This window comes from Sabulibacter ruber, assembly GCF_017355955.1.
GTDB lineage: Bacteria > Bacteroidota > Bacteroidia > Cytophagales > Hymenobacteraceae > Nibribacter > Nibribacter ruber_A.
Genome location: NZ_JAFFID010000003.1, coordinates 516379 through 538839 on the forward strand (window position 1 = coordinate 516379; position 22461 = coordinate 538839).

The following is a 22461-nucleotide window of genomic DNA, read 5'->3' on the forward strand; positions in this document are numbered from 1 at the left end:
ATCAGGTCAATTTGGGTCATAGCGCCCCTTTGTACGAAACAAAAGCAGCTATGGCGGAACATTTTCTGCTCACCAAAGTACTTTAAAGCGGATAGAAACCATAAAAACAGACTACTATGGATACGTATAACCTTAAGCCCGAACACATGCGAGCTCCTGAGCACCTGAATGAGAATGAGATACGCAAAAGTCTGGATGAACTGGACTCTAAGATAAAAATTTTGCAGGGCCGTGCAAATGCCACCACCGCAGACTCCAACAATACCTACCATGAGCACATAGCCGCCCTGGAAGCCAAACGTGCCCTGATTGCGAAGAAACTGGAGAACACTTCCGGCCATACAGAAGGCACCTGGAGCGAGATCAAAAAAGGCCTGGATGACCTGACCGATGGAATCAAAAAGATCTTCTGATTGAAGGAAACCGAATACACCCCGGAAGCACCCTCAGAAAACCAGGACATCATCCTTTACTTAGAAAGCCGGAAGCGTTTCGGGGCAGTTTTCATAGAAACTGCCCCGAAACGCTTCCGGCTTCGATTTTAAGGTACGTTTAACTTCCCTAAGGAAAATGCCAGATAATCAGGAATGGGGATACTGCTCTGAAATAATGTTCAGAATATCATTGGTCAATGGCTTGGAGAAAAAGTCATTGACCTCAGATAAGTTGCGGGCATGGGTGATATCGTTCTTATCCACCGCAGAGGAAAGCACAAAAAGCAGGCACTTCTCTGTCAGTTCCTTGGGCAGTTTACGATATTCCTCAATGAACTCCCATCCGTCCATCCCGGGCATGTTGATGTCCAGGAAAATTATCTCCGGAAATTCCTGCGGAGCTTCCTTCACAATGCTGTCCAGGGAGTTGAGCGCTTCCTCTGCCCATAGATAACTGTTCACGTTATCCGCGAACTCCTGAGTTTTGATCACACTTTCACACAGAAAGTTGTGTATTTCATCATCATCAATCAAAAATACTTTCCGGTACTTAGTCATTTTTTGGTGGTACTTGAAAAAATACTTTAAATGTGGATCCTTTTTCCACTTCGCTTTCTACATCAACCCAACCGCCCATGGTTTCTGCTTGGGTTTTGATCATGTACAGCCCCAATCCCTTTCCTTCAATTTGAGGGTGGAATCTGCGGTAAAGGCCAAATATCTTGGATCCTTGCTTTCTAAGATCAATGCCTAATCCGTTGTCCTGGATCTGAAAACACAAAAAGCCGTTTGAAAATACTGTATTAATATGAATTTCCAAATTACGCCCAGGCGATTGGTACTTGATGGCGTTGGTCATCAGGTTCAAAAAAATACTATGAATATAGCCTTTCACTCCTAAAACGGTGGCCCCGGAGGTAAAATCAGCAGCAATCTTCACCGAATGCTTTCTCAGCTGACCAACCACACTTTCCTTCACATCAGAAAATACCTGCTCCAGATTGACACTCTCTAATTCCAAAGCAGCCTTGCTCTTAACGGTCAGGATATCATTCAAATCATTGATGGTAGAATCTAGCAAGTGAATGGTACGCTCCAGTTTTGGCATCAGAAGCGCATTGACAGGATCTGCGGCATCTTGCCGGTTATACAAACTGGTTAAGCCCAGAATATTTGCCACCGGAGCCTTTAGGTTGTGGGAAACGATATAGGCAAACTGGCGCAAATGCTCATTCTGCTTGGCCATTTCTTCCGTCAGCCTTGCCTTTTCCGCCTCGGCCTGCTTACGCTCTGCTATCTGCCTGATGGAAGTAAAACTATAGCTATGATGCTCAAACCTGAAGTAGTTGAGGTGTAACTCTACCGGCTGAACCTGCCCCTTCTTAGTCAGCACAGAAGTTTCAAACTCCAGGCTCTTGAGGGCTTCTAGTTGGCCCCAATGGCTTTGCCACGCGTCTTCTGCATACCCCTGCACCAAGTCAGCCAGTTTCAGTTGGAGGAGTTCTTTCTCTGAGTAGCCCAACATGGAGCAGGCCGCCCTATTTACCCGAATGATGCGGCCATCGGGTCGGGTCCAGAGAAAAGCTTCCGAGGCCCGTTCAATGGAGAAGTTGGCAAACCGTAGCTTTTCCTCCACTTTTTTCCGCTGTGTGATGTCATTGGCGCTTCCGTCAATGCGCACCATCTTGCCAAGACTATCTAATTGCGCCGTGCACCGCGTGATAAGCCATTTCTCTTCACCTGCTGAGGTCTTTATTCTGTATTCAATCTGAAACTGTTCGCTGGAGACTTTGATTTTAGGCAGGGTTTTCTCAAAATAGGCTCTATCCTCTGGATGCACCAAGTTGAACCAAAGATACTTGTCCTGGTAAAAGTCTTTCGGTTTAAAGCCCACAATGGCCTCACATTGCGGACTCATGTATATTACCTCCATTTTCTCATTGAACGAGAAAACGACCTCCACAATGTTGTTCAAAATGGATTGGGCGTATCGCTCAACCTCAGCTAATTGCTGCTCAGCTAACTTGCGGGCAGTAATGTCATGCACCACCACCAAGCGTCTATCGCTTTCCTCACTTGAAGGTAAAAGATGCGAGACAATCTCTACGTAGATGGGCGTTTTGTCTTTTTTCAGATGCATCCATTCTCCGGCGTAGTTAAGGTCATCCCGCATACTGGAAGTCATGCGCAACAAACCCGGGAGCTCGCTACCCGGCCTGATGTCTTTGATTGTCATCTGCAGGAACTCTTCTCTTGAGTAACCATACAATTTAAGGGCAGATGAGTTCACCATCAGGAACCGCAGGCTCTCGGTATCAAAAACCCACATGGGAAGCGGATTGTGATCAAAGAGTAAACGGTAATCGTCTATGTGGTGAAGCAAGATTCTCTCATCCGTAGAACCACCAATCATGAAATTCTATTCTCCAGTTCAGTTTTCAATAGACAACAGGACTATCTTACTAAGCTCTTATAAGTTAAATACAAAATAAGACAACCAACAGGCCACCAGCCACAAGTTTACCTTTCCCTAGCACCTATCCTCAGAAAGTTACGCTGAAATAACATTAAGAGCAAATTTTTAGAAACAGTCATATACCTTTACCGTTATGTTCACCATATTTGGCGTTTCTAACATAAAGGGTTTATACTATTTATTTATTACAAGACTCTGGATAAACTCACTCTATTCATCCTGCCAAAGAGGTAGATACGTGATAGCCACAACCTTAACCAATAAGTCTTTGAATTGAGTACCATATCCCCTTGAAGGACTAATTTATCTTGAAGGCAAAGTTTACTGAATACCGATCCTAATGAGATTGTAAGATGGTGCTCACCTCATATAATCAGGGTGAAAACTGTATTTTGATATAATATATCTTATATACAACCTTGTGCAGGATATTACGATATACTAAACCAGATTAAAGCCGCAGGGAAGAAAAATCCAACTCTTGCCATTATAGGCTGAACTTGCCAATACCTTATTTCAACGAGAAAACCTGTTTGCCTTTGATAAAATATTTACTTTCCCATCAATGAAATATAGTCACTACCGCTCCCTGCTCCTGCTCCCAATACTACTGATCTGTTGGGCCACCAGTGCTGTTGCCCAGAATGTGCCCAAAACAGAACCTAATACTTTGGTTTACAAATTGAAGGCAACTGCCTCTGGTAACGCAAACCGATCTTCTGCTACCTCTACTTTACAGCAAGTGGTGCAACGCGTAGCAACCAAAAAGGCCATTCAGAAATTCCCGAATGCTGCACCTACTTCATCCGCCAGAACCTCCCTGAAGAATGCGGTTGATCTTTCCCTCATCTATGAATTGCGGTACACCCCTGGGCAAACATTTGAGCAGGTTAAAAAGGAGTTACTTAATACGGGCTTGGTTGAGTACGTGGAGCCCCTCTATCTATACGAACCATTGCAAATGCCCAATGACCCGAAAGCAGATTCTGTTTCGGGCTCCCAAACCTACCTAAAGCAAATCAGTGCTTACAAAGCCTGGGACCTCACCCAGGGAGATACCAGCGTTGTCATTGGGATTTTAGATACGGGCGTAAGGCTTACCCACGAGGATCTAAAAAATAACCTCAAGTACAATTACAATGACCCAATAGATGGAGCAGACAACGATGGAGATGGATTCATAGACAATTACAGAGGATGGGACATGGCAGATGGTGATAATGACCCCACTGCTGATGCCAACGGACATGGTACTTTGGTAACGGGCATTGTATCCGCGCAGGCTAATAACGAGCTGGGTATTGCCGGCATAGGATACAAGTGTAAATTTTTACCCATCAAAATTTTTTCATCTTCCTCCACTGGATCCTTTAAAGGATATGAGGCAATTGTGTATGCTGCTGATCATGGCTGCAAAGTCATCAATCTATCCTGGGGTGCGGCCAGTTTCTACTCTGCTTTTGAGCAGGATGTTATAAACTATGCCGTGATAAATAAAGATGTTGTTATTGTTGCCGCTGCCGGCAATACCAATGATGAGCTTGATTTTTACCCGGCTTCTTATGACAATGTACTATCTGTGGCTGCCCTGGATAAAAATGATGTAAAAGGGTCAGCGCATACTTTCAGCTACAATGTAGATTTGGGGGCATTAGGAATAGGGGTTTACACCACTAACAATTCCAGTGATAATGCATATATAACCGGTGGTTCTGGTTCTTCCTACTCCTCTCCCATGGTAGCCGGTGCGGCGGCCTTGCTTAGAAGCTACTTCCCAGGCCTCAATGCCCAACAGATTGCCGAGCGGTTACGAACCACTGCGGATGATATCTATACCTTAGCCGGAAACACGAAATACCTTGAGAAACTAGGCAAGGGCAGACTCAACGTATACCGCGCGTTGTCAGAAAACTCTCCCAAATCAGTTAGAGTAACTACCTGGAATTTCACCGGTTCTTCAAGTTATGAGCCCGGAGCGGTATTACAACTCCTTGCCAACTTTAAGAACTACCTATCTCCTATAACAGGATTGCAAGTAACTGTATCAACCAGTAGTCCTTACCTGCAGGTTGTTCAGGGCAGTTTTACCATAAACAGCCTGGAAACCCTCGGCAATACAAATAACGAATCCACTCCTTTCAACTTCAAAATTGCCGAAAACACACCGGCCAACACACAGGTAACGGTGCGGTTCGGGTTTGCCAGCGGTTCTTATACAGATTACCAGTACATCAAACTGGTTTTGAATCCTGATTTTCTTACCACGGATGTCAATAACCTTGCTGCCTCTATTATGAGCACCGGCAACATTGGATATGACGGACTGAACTACAACCAAGGCCGGGGAGTGACATTCAAAGGAAGCAATCCATTGCTGGCAGAGGGAGGATTGCTCATTGGCTACTCTCCTACCCATGTTTCTGATAATATCAGAAATGAGAAGGGCAGCACCGACCATGATTTCTACGCTATTACCAACCTCCAGCGGAAAGTAAACTCCCCTTACGCTGATTTCCATGCATCCAACATCATGGAGGACTCGCTTACCCAAACCAAGACCAAGAGCCTGCGGATTCAGCAGAACGTTTTTGCCTGGGCTAACTCTCCCAACCAAGAATTTGTTTTGCTGGAGTATATCCTAACAAATCGTTCTACGGAGACGATTGAGAAAGCCTTTGCCGGGATGTTTGCAGACTGGGATCTAATTGCAGCTTCCAAAAACGTGGTAGAATGGGACCGTGATTTGAATTTAGGAATCACAAGGCACATCTCTGACCACAGCCTGATGACCGGTATCCAATTATTGTCAGGTGGTGCGCCCGGATTTTACGCTTTGGATAACACAGTGGGCACTGGGGTGATCAACCTTGCCGACGGGTTTTCAACTCAAGAGAAGTACCAAGCTCTGTCTGGGGGAATTCAGCGGGACAGCGCGGGGTTTGAGGGCGGCAAAGACGTGTACTTTGTGATTTCTTCGGCATTAAAGACGTTAGCCCCAACTGAATCTGACACCGTTGCTTTTGCCTTGGTTGCGGGGGAATCTTTGGCAGATTTAAAGAAGAATGCTACCGCCGCTTTGCAGAAATACAACAGTTTGAAAGTAGGTAGAACGGTAACCTCGGTTCCCGGCGGCATTGATAAAAAGGCAGTTGTGCTTTACCCTAACCCAACCCAAGGACGGATAATTGTTACGTTACCTTCTGCTTTGCAGCAAACTGCGTTAACGGTGCAGTTGGTTGATACAAGAGGCCTGGTGACGCCACTTGGCCAGTTCCAGAAGAAAGATCGGCTGGAATTTGACTTCAGCAACCTGGCATCTGGAATTTACTACCTGCGGCTGGCTTCTAAAGAAGGCGTAATCACCCAGAAACTATCCATCGCAAAGTAACCATCTGTTTTGGGCCTACTTTCCAGAAAAGAACCCAAATATAAACAGCAGCGGCGACCCAAGGGCCGCCGCTGCTGTTTATAGGAAATTAAATTAGTGATTACGCATTTTGCTGGAAGCGAATCAAGTTCAGGGCAGAACCGGCTTTGAACCACTCAATCTGGCCTTGGTTGTAGGTATGGTTAGCTTCTAAGGTGTAGGAAGTACCATCTTTGTGGTGCAGCACCACTTGCAACGGAACACCAGGAGCGAAGCTCGTCAACCCAATTACGTCGATTACATCGTCCTCTTCCACGCGATCGTAGTCTTCTTTGTTCGCGAAGGTAAGGGCCAACATACCTTGTTTTTTCAGGTTGGTTTCGTGAATACGGGCAAAAGACTTCACCAATACCACTTTCACCCCTAAGTGACGAGGCTCCATAGCGGCGTGCTCACGGGAAGAACCTTCACCGTAGTTCTCATCACCCACAACTACTGAACCAATACCGGCAGCTTTGTAAGTACGGGCTACTTTAGGCACTTCGTCGTATCCTTCGCCAACTACCAGGTGGTTTTTCACTTTATTGGTCTCGCCGTTGAAAGCGTTCACGGCACCAATCAGCATGTTATTAGAGATGTTGTCCAAGTGACCACGGTATCTCAACCAAGGACCAGCCATAGAGATATGGTCAGTAGTACACTTACCCTGGGCTTTGATCAACAGTCTCAGTCCTTTGAAGTCTTCACCGTTCCAAGGCTCAAAACCAGCCAACAACTGCAGACGGTCTGAAGTTGGGTCTACCACCACTTCAACTGCGCTGCCATCTACTGCAGGCGCTACATAACCGGCATCTTCTACCGCGAAACCGTTAGCCGGGAATTGGATACCTTGCGGCTCATCCAGTTTCACCTGCTCACCGTTTTTGTTGGTAAGGGTGTCAGTCAGAGGGTTGAACGTTAAATCACCGGCAATTGCGAACGCTGTTACGATCTCAGGCGAAGCCACGAAAGCGTGGGTGTTCGGGTTACCATCGTTACGCTTGGCGAAGTTACGATTGAACGAAGTGATGATGGAGTTTTTGCGTTTTGGATCATCTGTATGACGCGCCCACTGCCCGATGCAGGGACCGCAAGCATTCGCCAGTACCACGCCACCAATCTCAGAGAAAGTCTCCAGGATACCATCGCGCTCAGCGGTGTAACGCACAACCTCAGAACCTGGGGTGATGGTGTATTCCGCATTTACCACCAGGCCTTTGTCAACGGCTTGTTTCGCCAAAGAAGCGGCGCGGGTAAGATCTTCGTAAGAAGAGTTGGTACAAGACCCGATCAGACCTACTTCCAGTTTAGAAGGCCAGCCGTGCTCACGCACTGCCGCAGCAAACTGAGAAATTGGCCAGGCAGCATCTGGTGTGAAAGGACCGTTTACGTGCGGCTCCAACTCGCTCAGGTTGATCTCGATCAATTGATCATAGAAAGCCTCTGGGTTAGCATACACTTCATCATCGGCACGCAGGTGCTCGGCCACGCCGCTCGCCAGGTCAGCAATCTCGCCGCGCTCAGTGCCTCTCAGGTAGTCAGCCATGGTGTCATCATAGGCGAAAACCGAGGTAGTAGCCCCAATTTCGGCACCCATGTTACAGATGGTAGATTTACCAGAGCAAGAGATCGTTTTGGCACCTTCGCCAAAGTATTCAACAATAGCACCTGTACCGCCTTTTACGGTAAGGATACCAGCCACTTTCAGGATCACGTCTTTAGGTGCAGTCCAACCGCTCATTTTACCGGTCAGTTTCACCCCGATTACTCTAGGGAATTTCAGTTCCCACGCCATACCGGCCATTACGTCAACGGCATCGGCACCACCAACCCCAATGGCGATCATACCCAAACCACCCGCGTTAGGCGTGTGAGAGTCGGTACCAATCATCATACCACCCGGGAAGGCGTAGTTCTCAAACACCACGGTGTGGATAATACCCGCACCTGGCTTCCAGAACCCGATACCATATTTATTTGAAACAGAAGCTAAGAAATCATACACTTCTTTGTTCTCGGCATACGCCTCGGCCAAATCCTGGTCAGCACCCACGCGGGCCTGGATCAAGTGGTCGCAGTGAACAGAAGAAGGTACGGCTACCGTAGGACGGCCCGCCTGCATGAACTGAAGCAAAGCCATCTGAGCTGTTGCATCCTGCATAGCTACACGGTCTGGCGCGAAGTCTACGTAAGATTTACCCCGCTCATACCCCTCAGTGGCGGGACCGTTGTATAAGTGAGCGTAAAGAATTTTCTCAGTCTGAGTTAAAGGCCGGCCTACCGCCGTACGTGCTGCCGCAATCCGGTCGCCCAGTTGCGCATACACCGCCTTGATCATGTCTACATCAAATGCCATAGATCTGCTTTGTATTATTTAAGTTCAGTGCTAACGTCGCGCACAAATGTCGCAAACAGAACACTTTTACACAAACTTTTAAAATGTTACCCTTCCTAAAGGTTTTTACCAGGCCGAGAAGGGAAATTCAAGAGGCGTCACTTACTTTTGCCGCATGATCAAAAATGCCTTTTTCAGATATTCCCTTTTATCCCTTTTCTCAGTAGCCGGGGGCTTGCAAGCCTGCTCCTCTTCTTCAACGTCCGGAGAATTGAAACCTGGCACCTGGCGTGGTATCATTGAGGTAAGTGGCCAGGAGATGCCCTTCAATTTCACCGTCTCTGAACAAGGCGGAAAACAGGTGGCGCATTTAATTAACGGAGAAGAGAAAATTTTGATTAATGAAATTTCTCATTCTCAGGACAGTGTGCGCCTGCAGATGCATATTTTTGATGCGGCACTCATTGCCAAAGTAGAAGGCGACAAGCTTTCTGGACGTTGGGAGCGTAAAGACCAGGCCCAGCCGTACAGCCTACCTTTCCGCGCCGAGCTTGGGAATACAAGCCGTTTTTCGCAAAACCCGGCCAAACCAGCGTTGGAGGTAACTGGCAAATGGGAAGTGCATTTCACAGAGGAAGAAGGCAAAACCTACCCCGCCATTGGCGAGTTTGTGCAGAAAGGCAATCAACTGACCGGCACTTTCCTGACCACCACCGGAGACTACCGCTATCTGCAAGGCGAAGTAAACGGCAACGAACTCAAGTTGTCTGCCTTTGACGGCGCCCACGCGTTTCTTTTCACCGCCACCGGCAAAGAGGACGGCACCCTGGCGGGTGATTTCTACGCCGGCCAATCTGGTCACGAAACCTGGACCGCCAAACGCAACGATGCTTTCAAACTAGCCTCCGCCGATACCCTCACCTATCTGAAACCCGGCTATGAGCGCCTGGATTTCTCTTTCCCTGACCTGAACGGCAAGAAAGTATCGCTCTCAGATCCGCAGTTCAAGGGCAAAGTAGTGGTGGCGCAGATCTTTGGGTCCTGGTGCCCCAACTGCATGGACGAGACCAAATTCCTGGCGCCCTGGTACGAGAAAAACAAGAGCCGCGGCGTAGAGGTAGTAGGCCTTGGCTACGAAGTAAGCCCCGAGATTGACAAAGCCAAAGAACGCGTACAGAAAATGCGCGACCGCCTTAACGTACCCTACACCTTATTAATTGGTGGCACCAAAGACAAAGAACTGGTGGCAAAATCACTGCCGGCGTTGAACCATGTACTCTCTTTCCCTACCACCATCTTCATTGACAAGCAGGGCAAAGTAAGAAAAATCCATACCGGGTTTTCCGGCCCAGGTACCGGCAAATATTATGAAGAGTTTGTGCAGGAGTTCAACAAAACTATTGATGAGTTAGTAGCAGAGAAATAGACTACGTATAGCCATAAAACAGAAGCGGCGCTGATTTTTTAATCAGCGCCGCTTCTGTTTTATGGCTGTTTTTGAGAAAATAGCCTTGAATCAAAGAAGAGAATTGACATGTTAAAACTTCGTACAAAATTAAATTTAAGCCTTAACTAATTATTCGCTAATTTCATGGTGATCTCACTTTTCTTGTATTTCCAAATCATGGAAGCCACTCCAGCAATTAACCCCAACAATCCACCTATATAGCTATAATTATGAATTTGAGCAGCTAAGTAAAATAGATAGTCATTTTGGATAAGCATATTTTGAGGCACTTCACTTGATCGCATTACCTCGTATTGCATAAGTGATGTAGAGTTCAAATATTCTGGTAGAAATAGATAAGACACTACTATAAATGGAGTAAAAAAGGCAACCACAATTGCTATGGAAATCGCTTTAAGTGTTTGCCGAAGCATCATTTTAGTACTCTGATACAAGCAACCAACAATACCAAACATTATCCCAATTAGTAGCCCCATCCACCAACTAGACCAAACCCCAATGATGGCAGCTCCCAGGCGTGGGGCCTCCATGAAATATTCATCTAACCCGAATCGATAAAACAGATCCTTAGTAAAGAACTCGGAAGAAACAGAATACGTGATCTGATTATGGATTACACCATATATGCTAGCAATTAGGGTAGATAATAGTATGATCAGAAACAGAGCTATTACCTTCTTATTCATTTAAGAATGTATCAAAAAAATATTAAATAAGGAAATTGAATGCCTTATGATGCAATCTAATTATAACCAATAGACGATAAAAGCACCTTCCAGACGCCTGCCTAATTAAGCAGGCATTAATATACTAATTAAAGCAATTTTTCAATCTATTTTCACCAAAACAAGCCTAAAACAGGAAGAAGCTATTTCTCCCGCTCAATGGTATAGCGGATGAGTTGCTCCAGGGAGTCTCTTGAGGGTGAGGCGGGAAAGGTGTGCAGCAGTTTCAGGGCCTCGGCGTGGAGGTTGTTCATGCAGTTGATGGAGTATTCCAATCCGCCGGACTTTTTCACGAAGTCAATAACCGCGTTGATTTTATCGGCTTTGCCGTTGTTGTTTTTGACGTTGTAGATGAGACGGCGTTTGGTGAGCCAATCGGCTTGCTGCAAGGCGTAGATGAGGGGCAGCGTCATCTTCTTTTCCTTGATGTCAATGCCCACGGGTTTGCCAATCTCAGCGGTGCCGTAGTCAAACAAATCGTCTTTGATCTGGAAAGCCAGGCCCACTTTCTCGCCGAACAGGCGGGCGCGCTCCACGGTTTCAGCATCGGCACCCACGGAGGCCACGCCTACGGCGCAGCACGAGGCAATCAAAGAAGCCGTTTTCTGGCGGATGATCTCGAAATAGACGTCCTCAGTGATGTCCAGGCGGCGGGCTTTTTCCATCTGCAGGAGTTCGCCTTCGCTCATCTCGCGCACGGCGTTGCTCACAATCTTCAGCAGCCCGAAATCATCATGGTTCAAAGACAGCAGCAAGCCTTTGGAGAGCAGGTAATCGCCCACCAACACCGCTATTTTGTTTTTCCAGAGGGCGTTCACCGAGAAGAAGCCACGGCGGTAGTTGGAGTCATCTACCACGTCATCGTGCACCAGGGTGGCGGTGTGGAGCAGTTCAATGAGAGCGGCGCCGCGGTAAGTGGCATCGGGAATCTGCTCCTGGATGAGTTTGGCCATGAAAAACACGAACATGGGGCGCATCTGCTTCCCCTTGCGTTTCACAATGTAGCCCATGATCTTGTCCAGGAGCAAAACGTTGGATTGCATAGACTGGCGGAACTTCTTCTCGAACTCCTGCATCTCCACTGCAATCGGGGCCTGTATCTGGTTTAAGGGGCTGCTCATCTCTCGGGCGCAATATTACGAGCCTGCGCCCTCAGAAGCAAACGCTGGGTTTGGAATTCCCGTTAATGAGGCGTTACTTCGTCGGCTTTTCAGATAATAGTGCCTATGCTACAACGTACAGACTTCCTTCTCTCCTCTCCGCACGGCCGCGACTTTGCCGTGGACGCTCGCTGGTTGCAAGATGCGCAGGCTAAGCCAGTGGTTGTATTTGTGCATGGGTTCAAAGGCTTTAAGGACTGGGGGCACTTCAATCTGCTCGCCGATTACTTTGCCCAACACGGCTTTGTGTTCGTGAAACTCAACCTCTCCCACAACGGCGTGGAGCCAGACGGCCATGACCTCACCAACATGGAGGCCTTCGGGAACAACAATTTCTGCATTGAGCTGGACGATGTGGAAACCCTGCTCTCGCACCTGAAAAACTCCCCCGCAGAGATTCCCGCCCAGGAAATGGATGCTGAGTACATTTTCCTCATCGGGCACAGCCGAGGTGGCGGATTGGTGTTGCTGAAAGCCGCAGAGAACGCACACGTAACGGGCATTGCCACCTGGTCAGCCATCAGTGACATAGACCAGCGCTGGTCACCGGAGGCGATGGAGAAGTGGAAGCAAGACGGCGTGCAATACATTCCTAACGCGCGCACCGGTCAGCAGATGCCGCTTTATTATCAATTAGCGGAGAATTATCTGGCCAATAAAGAAAGGCTGAACATTCCTAAAGCAGTAGAGAAACTCCAGATACCGCTGCTTATTCTGCACGGCGAGAGCGATGAAACCCTGCCTGTGCAGATGGCCCATGACCTGCACGCCCGAAACCCGTACGCGGAGCTGTACCTGTTGCCCAACGGTGATCATTCCTTCGGCGGACGGCATCCGTACGAGCACCAGGAACTGCCCGCCCTGGCCAAAGCCGCCGCCGATAAAACCATCCAATTCTTTCAAGCCACCCTGGAACGCCTCTGATGAATAACCTTTATCTTCTTCTGGGCAGCAACCTGGGCGACCGCGTCTTCTACCTAACTGAAGCGGAACGCCGTTTATCGGCTCTTTTCGGGAAAACAATCCAAAAATCGAAGCTCTACGAAACCGCCGCGTGGGGCTTGGAAGACCAACCTTCGTTCCTGAACCAAGTGCTGGTTTACCGTACCGGATTTTCTCCTCGGGTAGTACTGGCACTTACCCAACGCATAGAGCAGGAACTGGGCCGCATCAGAAAAGAGCGTTGGGGCGCCCGCGTCATTGATATTGATATACTTTTCTACGGGCCGCAGGTCATCGAAACCGATCTACTGCACCTGCCCCACCCGCAACTGCATCTCCGGCGGTTTACCTTAGCTCCCCTGGCAGAAGTTGCTCCTGAGCTAGTGCATCCGGTACTCCAGAAAACCATTTCTCAATTACTAGAAGAATGTCCTGATCCATTGGAGGTGAAGGAGTTCCTGAAGCAGAATTATCAGGATTAGGTCGATTTTCAGGATTGGATTAGAGGAGGAAAACTGATGATTAGGAAGTGGGTTTTGGGTCTGCTTTCATGAAAATAGACGTAAAACGGCACTAGTTAACTTTGGTCTCACCCAAAAACCGGGAAGCTAGGATGAAGCTGTCCACATAGTCATTGGCCCAACATTTCAAATCCTGAAAATTAATTTAATCCAGAAAATCCTGCTTCTGAAATATGCTCCTAGGGGCGCACGTCAAATTTCTGGTAAACCGAGTTCTGGCTTACGTACTCTGGCACCAACTGCTTCATTTTCTTGATCACCGCTGCATTGTCCTGAGTAACGAACAGGTCAATCAGAACCTGAATCTCTTTCAGAATTTGTTCACTGTGGGGAGAAGGTACGTTGGCTAATCTAATCTTCGGGTGATCAGTGGCTTGCACGGCTTCGTTTTCATGGAACAGTTCTTCCTCCAGCTTTTCGCCGGGGCGCAAGCCGGTATACACCAGTTGGATGTCTTTGCCTAAAGTTAAGCCAGAGAGTTTGATCATCTTCTTGGCCAGGTCTACAATCTTGATGGAATCGCCCATGTCAAAAATGTAGATCTCGCCGCCATTTCCCATGGCAGCGGCTTCCAGCACCAGTTGGCAAGCTTCTATGATGGACATGAAATAACGGGAGATATCAGGATGAGTAACCGTGACTGGTCCTCCCTCCGCAATCTGTTTCCGGAAGCGCGGAATCACTGAACCAGTACTTCCTAGCACATTCCCGAACCTAGTGGTGATAAAGCGGGTACGCATCTTCCCGGAATCTCTGAGGTAATGGTCCATGGCCTGCACGTACATTTCGCAGAGCCTTTTGGAAGCCCCCATCACACTGGTGGGGTTTACGGCTTTATCCGTTGAAAGAAGCACAAATTTCTGTACCTGGTACTTCACTGCCAGATCTGCCAGCACCTTGGTTCCAAGAATATTGGTATTCAGCGACTCAGAAGGGTTTTCCTCCATTACGGGTACGTGCTTGTAGGCCGCGCAATGGAACACCAGCTCGGGTTGGAAGGTACGGAACACCGCCTCCATCCGGTCTTTATTGCAGATGTCGCCCAGCACTACCTCAAAGTTCAGTTTTACGTACAACTCCGTCAGTTCCAGCTCCAGATCATACAGCGCAGACTCGGCTTGATCTAGCAGAACCAATTGTTTGGGCTTGAACTGAATCAATTGCCTCACCAATTCACTGCCAATAGAACCAGCCGCTCCCGTGACCAGAATGGTGCGGTTCTGCAGTTCTGTATGCAGCAAAGGCGAGTCTATCTCAGCAGCAGGTCTGCCCAAGATATCTTCAATTCTGACTTCCCTGATCTGCTTAAAACTCAGCTCTCCGTTAATCCACTTGTACATGGGGGGCACTACCAGTACCTGCACGCCGGCGGCCAGACATGCTTCCACCAATTGCCTTCTTCTTAAGAGAGGAAGTTGCTGTACGGCCACAATAAGCAGATCTGCCTCTAATGCCTTCAGCTGATTAACCACATCGTCGCTCGGTAGCGTAATAGGAACGCCGTTGATTTCCCGGTTCTGTTTATTGGGATCATCGTCCAGGAATGAGACAAACCGATAGTAAGTTCCCATGTCTTGTTGCAAGGTGCGGAGGGTGATACTACCTACCTCCCCTGCCCCAAATATGACTACGTTCACCTTCTGGGAGGAAGTATGGCCCCATTCATAATGCACAATCTTTGCCCAACCGCGCACCAATGACAGCACGACCATACACAGGAAATAATCAATCAACAGAACCGAGATAGGAATGAAGTTCTGATAGCCAAGCACCTTGTTGTAAAAAAGCTGGGCCAGCACCAGCAGTAGAGAGCTGGACGACAGGGCTACAAACAGTTTACGCAGGTCATCTAAACTGGTATAGTGCAGAATACCGGCATAGGTTCTGGTGTAAAAAAAAGCCGTGGCCCGCACTGCCAGCACAATGGGCAGCATCTGGGCCACGGAAAGTTCAGTGTATTTACGCAGGTCAAAATTGAACCTGAGCGAATAAGCCATCAGAAAAGACAGGGCACACAAACAGAGATCAATCCCAAAAACAAGCTGTTTTGGCATTTTCTGATTAAAAAACTGTTGCATGTGCCCCATCTACGTGGTAAATCAAAATCTGAAAAAGAAGCCCGGAAACCGGATTAGCTTACCTGGCCTACCTCGGCGGTTTTGTCAATCTTCTTCACCAAGCCTTGCAACACTTTGCCCGGACCACACTCAATAAAGATAGTGGCACCATCGGCAATCATTTGCTGTACTGACTGAGTCCAACGAACAGGAGCCGTCAATTGTTTGATCAGGTTCTGTTGGATTTCCTGAGGATCAGTGTGCGGCTTGGCATCTACGTTCTGGTACACCGGGCAGATGCCTTGCTTGAACTCGGTTTGCTTGATGGCTTCTTCCAGTTCGGCTTCGGCTGATTTCATGAGCGGTGAGTGAAAAGCGCCCCCTACCGGCAATACCAAGGCACGCTTGGCCCCGGCGGCTTTCATGCGCTCACAGGCTTCCTCAACGCCCGCAATGGAACCGGAGATTACCAGCTGGCCCGGGCAGTTGTAATTGGCGGCTACCACCACATCTTCTACCTCGGCGCAGATTTGCTCCACTTTTTCATCTTCCAGGCCTAAAATGGCGGCCATGGTAGAAGGCTGTTCCTCACAGGCTTTCTGCATGGCCAAGGCACGTTTAGACACCAGGCGCAGCGCATCTTCAAACGCCAATACTTTGTTGGCTACTAATGCCGAGAACTCGCCCAAGGAGTGCCCCGCCACCATCTCCGGCGCGAAATCCTTAGCTACGTCAGCCTGGATCACTGAATGCAGGAAAATTGCCGGCTGGGTAACTTTGGTTTGCTTTAATTCTTCATCGGTGCCACTGAACATGATGTCTGTGATGCGGAAGCCCAGGATCTCATTGGCTTTCTCAAACATGTCTTTGGCGGTCTGGTGCTGCTCATACAGGTCTTTGCCCATGCCTACAAACTGAGAGCCCTGGCCTGGAAATACATATGCTTTCATTCGTTGCGTGTTGAGTTCCGTTTCAGGCCTGATTCAGGAAAAACAAGCCCAAAACGTACGGTTAGTTTTAAGGTGATGGCAAATATATAAAAATGGTGCCCATTCTTAGAACAGGCACCATCTTACACTTCTAAACTTATAGGAATATCAGTCCAATTCTAGCGGACAATTTCTACCCAGCCTTTAAAGGTACGTACGTCTGGGGTTCTACCGTAGAACTCAACTTCCACCTGGTAGAAGTAGGTAGCGTCTGAAAGCGCTTTGCCATTGTTGTCAACTCCGGCCCAGTTCAAAGCAGGATCTCCGCTGCCTTCAAACACCTTGTTGCCCCACCGGTTGTACACTTTGAGGGTAGCCCTGCGGATGAAAGTGGCTCCCTGCTTTGGCGTAAACACATCATTCTTACCGTCATTGTTAGGCGTGAAGATGTTAGGCAACATGAACACAATACAGTTCTCGTTGCAGACAATGTTGCTTTGCTCGCCTTCCTGTCCGGTGAAATCTGTGGCAGTTACCAGGTAACAGCCCGCATAAGACGGAAGCCCCTGATGGGTGTATTCATAAACGGCTTGCCCGGTGTTATCAATCGTGGCAACCTGCACAAACTCCCCGTCATCTGTCTCGCGGTAGTACAGGGTGAAGAAATCAATGGCGCTTGGATTGCATCCGGTAGGCAAGGTCCAGGTGAGCCTGTTAGAGAACGGAGGCGGAGTTGGCACAAAGCTCTCATCGCATGGCAACTGGTCAATGGCTAGGATAGGAACGCACAAGCGGTTGATGGTTACTTCCTGGCTGTTGTTCAGTATTGGGTCAGGCAGGAATGGGTTGTTGAATGAGCCTTCGGTCTGCACATAAACCCTGTAATTTCTGCCCGGCTCTAAGGGGATGTTCTTGGTATACGTACCTGAGGTAGCGGTTGCCTGCACGCTGTCATAGCGCACAAAGTTCCTACCTCCGTTCTCATCCAGGAAGATAATGTGCCACTGCGGATCATTGGCGACGCTGGCATTGTTCCAGGGCACATTATAGGTCCAGTTCAACTCCATAGTCGGCCCATTGGCCCTTCCTCTTAAGAAGACGCTGGAAGCCGAAGATGAATCTACCAGCACCGTAGGCGATCCGGTGTTACCTGCATGATAGAACTCCACCCGGTAGGTGTAAGAGGTATCCTCTGTGTTCAGGTTATTATCGGTGAAGACAGTATCGTTCAGGCTAGTGAAATTGTAGGTGGTCACCGGGCTGAAGGTGTTGTTACTTCTTGCCTGGCCTTGCGCCCGGAACAATCTGTATTGGAACGGAGCTGTCAGGTTCGCCAGGTTAGCAGGTCTTGGTTTGCTCCATTCCACCCGTATTTTACCGGTAGTTGGGTTAGTCTCAGTAACGCTCACCTTGGTAATGGAAATAGATTCCAGGGTAGCGCACACTTCATTAGAGGCAATACTCTCTCCCCCGCCAGGCTCAGGGAAACCAGCGTAGATTCTATAGCAGTAGGTTTTGTTGCGCTCCAGGCCCTGTCCGTTGTTGTTGTCCAGGAACGTGATTACCCCGGCGCTCACCTCCCCAACTAAAACATAGCCCGCAGAGCTGGGAATACCGGTTTCACAGGTATCCGGCACAAAATCTGAAGGGCCCTCCTTACGGTAGATGTACATCTTGTTGGCATTAGGGCAGGTATAGGGATTCCAGGTTAGCCGAATACTACTGCTGGACTGCGGCACCGCTGATACCAATACCGGAGGTGGCCCCACTACGGTGATCCGCCAGGGCTGCAAGTCTACCAGTTTGATTCTCCCCGCAGGCGGTTGGTCCTCTGCCCTGAACAATACCTGGTACGGCTCCCGGCGAACATCATTACAACTAGTCTGCCAGTTGAAGATATGGGTGGTATCATTAAGTTTTGGGAAAGTAGCCGGTGGAAGCATGCTCCCGATGGCTGAAATCAGGATAGGGTCCCGGTTGGGGTCTGTGGCTCTGATGGTATCCCGCAAAAGCGTTCCCGCTACTATACAGGTATCCCGGGGTACAATGAGCACCGGCGGTTTGTTGGGATCTTCCCGCACGAAAATCTGCATATCCCGGATCACCTGCCCTATGAGGCGTCCATTCCGCCACTCTTCAACCACAATGGCCATGTTGAACTCCCCTAATACCCCAGGAGTGTTCCAGGTCAATTGACCGGTGAAACGGTCCAGTGTCAACCCCGCAGGATCAGGAGGAAGGTTTACTCCCAGGTAATTCTCTAATCCCCGGAACCCCGGAGCAGTTCTACCCAGGGGGTTTCCACAGGCATCAAAGCCATTTGCTACCCTAGACTCCAAAAGCTTATAAGAAAGGCTGTCTCCGTCTGGGTCATAGCCTCCAGGGTTATGCACAAACACCTGGTTTCGCACGGCTACGTCAACGGGGGCATACTGCAAAACGGGAGAACGGTTGATGCCCAGGAAGGGATCTACCGTAAGGGTACTTTGCAGGAAGAAGGTTTGCTGTACAGAAGAGGATATGTTCACTACTCCACCGTTCCGGTTCTCGCCCACAAATGTCACGGTGAACGTGCCCGGCCCTGAGTAGATGTGCTCAAACCGGTAAATGTTTACGAATGTGTTATTCTGGCCGTTATTGAGCAGAGTTCTGGATTCGCGCGGCACTTTCTGGCTCGTACAATCACCAAAATAAAGGGTTGCCTCCAGGTCCTCAAAAGGTGGCGGGGCAACACTGTAGGTGATCAACGTGAAAAAGAACCGCAGGGGATTGCGGGCGGCAGTGGTATCACTTTTAATGAAAATATTCCCGGCGCGCAAGTGTGTGGCCTGCGCCTGCTGAGTATTTACCAAAGAGAACAATAACACCCCACAGAGCACAAATAGCAAGGCTCTCACTTTCTGTAAAACTAGAGGCATATAGTAGCGTTTTGCATGCAAAAACAAATATAGAAGAATCTGATGCTTGACCATGGACAATTACAACAAATCTATTGTACCATGGGTATAGTAGAACGGGTTTATGGCTATAACGAAATACCTGTTCTACTGTTGTAGTCTTTAGAACCATTTGCTGTTTTTAGAGTATTTTCAGAGAAACAGCCCCAAAACTGTACCCAATGCCTCAGGAAAAAGCCCCTCTAATCTTCCAATTTAGATTCAATCAAAATAGCTTCTTGAATTGTTTGAGAAAGGCGCGGCATGTACCTTTGGAAAGATTTTACCAAACCTTTACACACCTTATTTATCAACCTTAACACAACAAAATGAGTTGGTTTTCTAAAACGTTTTCCAGTAGCATCGGCCGGAAACTTCTGGTAGCCGTCACTGGTTTGTTTCTCTGCTCTTTTTTAGTGGTGCACCTGGTGGGCAACTTGCAATTGTTCAAAGGTGATGGAGGGGCATCCTTCAACATCTACTCCCACTTTATGGCTACCAATCCCATCATCCGTACCATGGAGATTGTGCTGGCTTTAGGCTTCATCTTCCACATCTATGAGGCAGTGGTGCTTACCCGCCGTAACAAAAGCGTGCGTCCGGTGGCTTATGCGTACAACCGTCCGCAAGACAACAGCAACTGGTCTTCCCGCAATATGGGACTGCTGGGAACCGTTATTTTAGTGTTCCTGATTATTCACTTGTACAATTTCTTCTGGCGTGCCCGGTTTGGGGAGCCTAACATGATTCCAATTGAAGGCACCGAGTACGATGACCTGTACTCAGTAGTAGTCCAGTCTTTCCATTTGTGGTGGTATGTGCTGATCTATGTATTGGGCCAGATTGCCCTGGGGTACCACTTGTACCATGGGTTCTCCAGCGCTTTCCATACACTGGGTCTGAACCACAAAAAGTACACTCCTGCCATCCAGAAGTTTGGCGCCTTCTTTTCCATTGTGGTACCTGCCGGTTTTGCCGCAATGCCACTTTACTTTTTTATCAAAGACGTTGTTTTGAGCTAAGCTGATCAATATGATTCTAGATTCAAAAATTCCTGACGGGCCATTGGCCGAAAAATGGGACAGGCATAAATTCAATGTGAAGCTGGTGAACCCAGCCAACAAGCGTAAATACGATATCATTGTGGTGGGAACCGGTTTGGCCGGTGCTTCTGCCGCCGCCACTCTGGCGGAGTTGGGCTACAACGTAAAGGCGTTCTGCTACCAGGACAGCCCGCGTCGTGCGCACTCCATCGCTGCTCAGGGGGGTATCAACGCCGCTAAAAACTACCAGAACGACGGTGACAGCGTGTTCCGTCTGTTCTATGACACCATCAAAGGAGGTGACTACCGTGCCCGTGAGGCAAACGTGTACCGCCTGGCCCAGGTCAGTGTGAACATCATTGACCAGTGCGTCGCGCAAGGGGTTCCTTTCGCGCGTGAGTACGGTGGATTGCTGGCGAACCGTTCCTTCGGGGGTGCGCAGGTAAGCCGTACGTTCTACGCCCGTGGCCAAACCGGACAGCAGCTGTTGCTGGGTGCCTACTCTGCCCTGAACCGCCAAATTGCGTACGGTAAAGTGAAGATGTACCCACGCACCGAGATGCTGGACCTGGTAATGGTAGACGGCAAAGCCCGCGGTATCATCACCCGTCACCTGGTAACTGGTAAAATTGAATCGCACAGCGCCCACGCAGTGATTCTGGCCACCGGTGGTTACGGTAACGTGTTCTACCTTTCTACCAACGCCATGGGCTCTAACGCTACCGCTGCTTGGAGAGCCCACAAGAAAGGGGCGTTGTTCGCCAACCCATGCTTCACTCAGATTCACCCTACCTGTATTCCGGTTTCCGGCGGGTATCAGTCTAAACTGACGTTGATGTCTGAGTCGCTCCGTAACGACGGACGCGTTTGGGTACCGAAAGCTGTTGGCGATAACCGTAACCCGAACGACATTCCGGAAGACGAGCGTGATTACTTCCTGGAACGTAAATACCCATCTTTCGGTAACCTGGTACCTCGTGACGTGGCTTCCCGTAACGCCAAACTGGCCTGCGATGAAGGACGCGGCGTAGGAACCACTAAACTGGCCGTTTACCTTGACTTCGCCGATGTGATCAAACGCGACGGAGTGAACACGGTGAGCCAGAAATACGGGAACCTGTTTGAGATGTACGAGAAGATCACCGGTGAGAACCCGTACACGCAACCAATGCGCATCTACCCGGCGGTGCACTATACCATGGGCGGTCTGTGGGTGGACTACAACCTCATGACTACTATTCCTGGTCTGTACGCCACCGGCGAGTGTAACTTCTCAGACCACGGCGCTAACCGTTTGGGTGCTTCTGCCCTGATGCAAGGTCTGGCCGATGGTTACTTTGTGATTCCTTACACCATTGGTGATTACCTGGCGCAAATGCCAGCCGCCAGAGTGGAAACCACCCACCCTGCCTTCAAAGAAGCTGAAACTGCGGTTCGCGCCGATGTGGATCGTTTGTTGAACATCAACGGTTCCCGTACCGTGGATGATTTCCACAAAGCGCTAGGTCACATCATGTGGGATTACTGTGGAATGGCCCGTAACGCCGAAGGTCTGCAGTTTGCCAAGCAGGAAATCAGAAAGCTGCGCGAGGAGTTCTGGAAAGACGTGAAAATTGTGGGCGTGAACGAAGAACTGAACGTGACCCTGGAGAAAGCCGCCCGCGTGGCAGACTTCCTGGAGTTGGGTGAACTGATGGTAGACGACGCTCTTAACCGTAACGAGTCTTGCGGTGGTCACTTCCGGGAAGAATACCAAACCCCAGAGAACGAGGCCCTTCGTGACGATGAGAACTATACCTACGTTGCCGCTTGGGAATATACTGGTGCTAACCAACCAGCCGTGCTGCACAAAGAGGAACTGAAGTTCGAGAACGTGAAATTGACGCAGCGAAGCTATAAATAATGAATAATTGAGAATTAGGAATTAAGAATGGTTGAGCAAGCCCAGTGAATTACTGCAAGCCGCTTCTTTCTTCAATTCCTGATTCTAAATTCTAAATTCTTAATTGAAAAGATAATGGCTGGTAAT

The 22461-nt window shown here is 48.8% G+C and carries 15 protein-coding genes; 7 read left to right on the forward strand and 8 right to left on the reverse strand.

Translation table 11 applies throughout. The annotated features are described in order from the left end of the window. The first annotated feature begins 116 nt into the window (after positions 1-116). Complete coding sequence (locus JT719_RS17715; protein WP_207434953.1) at positions 117-413, forward strand: sll1863 family stress response protein; 297 nt, start codon at positions 117-119, stop codon at positions 411-413. 168 nt (positions 414-581) lie between these two features. Here the strand turns inward: JT719_RS17715 and JT719_RS17720 are convergent, their stop codons facing one another. After that, entirely contained in the window at positions 582-992 is a 411-nt protein-coding gene (locus tag JT719_RS17720; protein ID WP_207434955.1) for a response regulator, read from the reverse strand. After that, positions 985-2817 carry a PAS domain S-box protein gene (locus tag JT719_RS17725; RefSeq protein WP_207434957.1) on the reverse strand — a complete coding sequence of 611 codons (1833 nt, stop codon included), beginning with the start codon at positions 2815-2817 and terminating at the stop codon, positions 985-987. Before JT719_RS17725 ends, JT719_RS17720 begins: the two co-directional genes overlap by 8 nt. Positions 2818-3475: 658 nt before the next feature. Here JT719_RS17725 and JT719_RS17730 point away from each other — a divergent pair. Then, positions 3476-6298 carry a S8 family serine peptidase gene (locus JT719_RS17730; protein ID WP_207434959.1) on the forward strand — a complete coding sequence of 941 codons (2823 nt, stop codon included), beginning with the start codon at positions 3476-3478 and terminating at the stop codon, positions 6296-6298. Between the two features lie 100 nt (positions 6299-6398). On the opposite strand, the gene JT719_RS17735 is transcribed toward JT719_RS17730, so the two are convergent. Continuing rightward, positions 6399-8672, reverse strand: coding sequence for an aconitate hydratase (locus JT719_RS17735; RefSeq protein ID WP_207434961.1), 2274 nt, complete (start codon positions 8670-8672; stop codon positions 6399-6401). Positions 8673-8922: 250 nt separating this feature from the next. On the opposite strand from JT719_RS17735, the gene JT719_RS17740 reads away from it, so the two are divergent. Continuing rightward, on the forward strand, positions 8923-10077 hold the full coding sequence (locus JT719_RS17740; RefSeq protein ID WP_242693325.1) for a peroxiredoxin family protein: 1155 nt from the start codon (positions 8923-8925) through the stop codon (positions 10075-10077). A 146-nt stretch (positions 10078-10223) separates the two neighbouring features. Here the strand turns inward: JT719_RS17740 and JT719_RS17745 are convergent, their stop codons facing one another. Continuing rightward, positions 10224-10805 (reverse strand): hypothetical protein, encoded by a 582-nt coding sequence (locus JT719_RS17745; RefSeq protein ID WP_207434964.1) that lies wholly within the window; start codon positions 10803-10805, stop codon positions 10224-10226. A 182-nt stretch (positions 10806-10987) separates the two neighbouring features. Next, complete coding sequence (locus JT719_RS17750; RefSeq protein WP_207434966.1) at positions 10988-11965, reverse strand: polyprenyl synthetase family protein; 978 nt, start codon at positions 11963-11965, stop codon at positions 10988-10990. Between the two features lie 105 nt (positions 11966-12070). On the opposite strand from JT719_RS17750, the gene JT719_RS17755 reads away from it, so the two are divergent. Together JT719_RS17755 and folK are read left to right on the forward strand one after the other, a co-directional pair. Beyond that, positions 12071-12928: an alpha/beta hydrolase family protein gene (locus JT719_RS17755; RefSeq protein WP_207434968.1), complete on the forward strand. Its 858-nt coding sequence runs from the start codon at positions 12071-12073 to the stop codon at positions 12926-12928. After that, on the forward strand, positions 12928-13428 hold the full coding sequence (gene folK, locus JT719_RS17760) for a 2-amino-4-hydroxy-6-hydroxymethyldihydropteridine diphosphokinase (RefSeq protein ID WP_207434969.1): 501 nt from the start codon (positions 12928-12930) through the stop codon (positions 13426-13428). The genes JT719_RS17755 and folK overlap by 1 nt, the downstream gene beginning before the upstream one ends. Before the next feature lie 218 nt (positions 13429-13646). On the opposite strand, the gene JT719_RS17765 is transcribed toward folK, so the two are convergent. The 3 genes from JT719_RS17765 to JT719_RS17775 form a co-directional block, all read right to left on the reverse strand. Further along, positions 13647-15521 carry a polysaccharide biosynthesis protein gene (locus JT719_RS17765; protein WP_207434970.1) on the reverse strand — a complete coding sequence of 625 codons (1875 nt, stop codon included), beginning with the start codon at positions 15519-15521 and terminating at the stop codon, positions 13647-13649. Positions 15522-15598: 77 nt separating this feature from the next. Next, complete coding sequence (gene fabD, locus JT719_RS17770) at positions 15599-16474, reverse strand: ACP S-malonyltransferase (RefSeq protein ID WP_207434971.1); 876 nt, start codon at positions 16472-16474, stop codon at positions 15599-15601. A 158-nt stretch (positions 16475-16632) separates the two neighbouring features. After that, positions 16633-19371 (reverse strand): T9SS type B sorting domain-containing protein, encoded by a 2739-nt coding sequence (locus tag JT719_RS17775; RefSeq protein ID WP_207434972.1) that lies wholly within the window; start codon positions 19369-19371, stop codon positions 16633-16635. 347 nt (positions 19372-19718) lie between these two features. Here JT719_RS17775 and JT719_RS17780 point away from each other — a divergent pair, with 347 nt between their 5' ends. Both JT719_RS17780 and JT719_RS17785 read left to right on the forward strand, forming a co-directional pair. Next, the gene (locus JT719_RS17780) at positions 19719-20411 is read left to right on the forward strand and encodes a succinate dehydrogenase cytochrome b subunit (RefSeq protein WP_207434973.1); all 693 of its coding nucleotides are present in this window, start codon (positions 19719-19721) and stop codon (positions 20409-20411) included. A gap of 10 nt (positions 20412-20421) precedes the next feature. Further along, positions 20422-22335 (forward strand): fumarate reductase/succinate dehydrogenase flavoprotein subunit, encoded by a 1914-nt coding sequence (locus tag JT719_RS17785; protein ID WP_207434974.1) that lies wholly within the window; start codon positions 20422-20424, stop codon positions 22333-22335. Positions 22336-22461: the final 126 nt, after the last annotated feature.

Bases quoted from the DNA above. Each gene is read 5' to 3' on its own strand.
- JT719_RS17780 (WP_207434973.1), top strand. From the start codon at position 19,719: ATGAGTTGGTTTTCTAAAACGTTTTCCAGTAGCATCGGCCGGAAACTT.
- JT719_RS17735 (WP_207434961.1), bottom strand. From the start codon at position 8,672: ATGGCATTTGATGTAGACATGATCAAGGCGGTGTATGCGCAACTGGGC.
- JT719_RS17720 (WP_207434955.1), bottom strand. From the start codon at position 992: ATGACTAAGTACCGGAAAGTATTTTTGATTGATGATGATGAAATACAC.
- JT719_RS17775 (WP_207434972.1), bottom strand. From the start codon at position 19,371: ATGCCTCTAGTTTTACAGAAAGTGAGAGCCTTGCTATTTGTGCTCTGT.
- JT719_RS17715 (WP_207434953.1), top strand. From the start codon at position 117: ATGGATACGTATAACCTTAAGCCCGAACACATGCGAGCTCCTGAGCAC.
- JT719_RS17750 (WP_207434966.1), bottom strand. From the start codon at position 11,965: ATGAGCAGCCCCTTAAACCAGATACAGGCCCCGATTGCAGTGGAGATG.
- fabD (WP_207434971.1), bottom strand. From the start codon at position 16,474: ATGAAAGCATATGTATTTCCAGGCCAGGGCTCTCAGTTTGTAGGCATG.
- JT719_RS17730 (WP_207434959.1), top strand. From the start codon at position 3,476: ATGAAATATAGTCACTACCGCTCCCTGCTCCTGCTCCCAATACTACTG.
- JT719_RS17765 (WP_207434970.1), bottom strand. From the start codon at position 15,521: ATGCCAAAACAGCTTGTTTTTGGGATTGATCTCTGTTTGTGTGCCCTG.
- JT719_RS17785 (WP_207434974.1), top strand. From the start codon at position 20,422: ATGATTCTAGATTCAAAAATTCCTGACGGGCCATTGGCCGAAAAATGG.
- JT719_RS17755 (WP_207434968.1), top strand. From the start codon at position 12,071: ATGCTACAACGTACAGACTTCCTTCTCTCCTCTCCGCACGGCCGCGAC.
- folK (WP_207434969.1), top strand. From the start codon at position 12,928: ATGAATAACCTTTATCTTCTTCTGGGCAGCAACCTGGGCGACCGCGTC.
- JT719_RS17745 (WP_207434964.1), bottom strand. From the start codon at position 10,805: ATGAATAAGAAGGTAATAGCTCTGTTTCTGATCATACTATTATCTACC.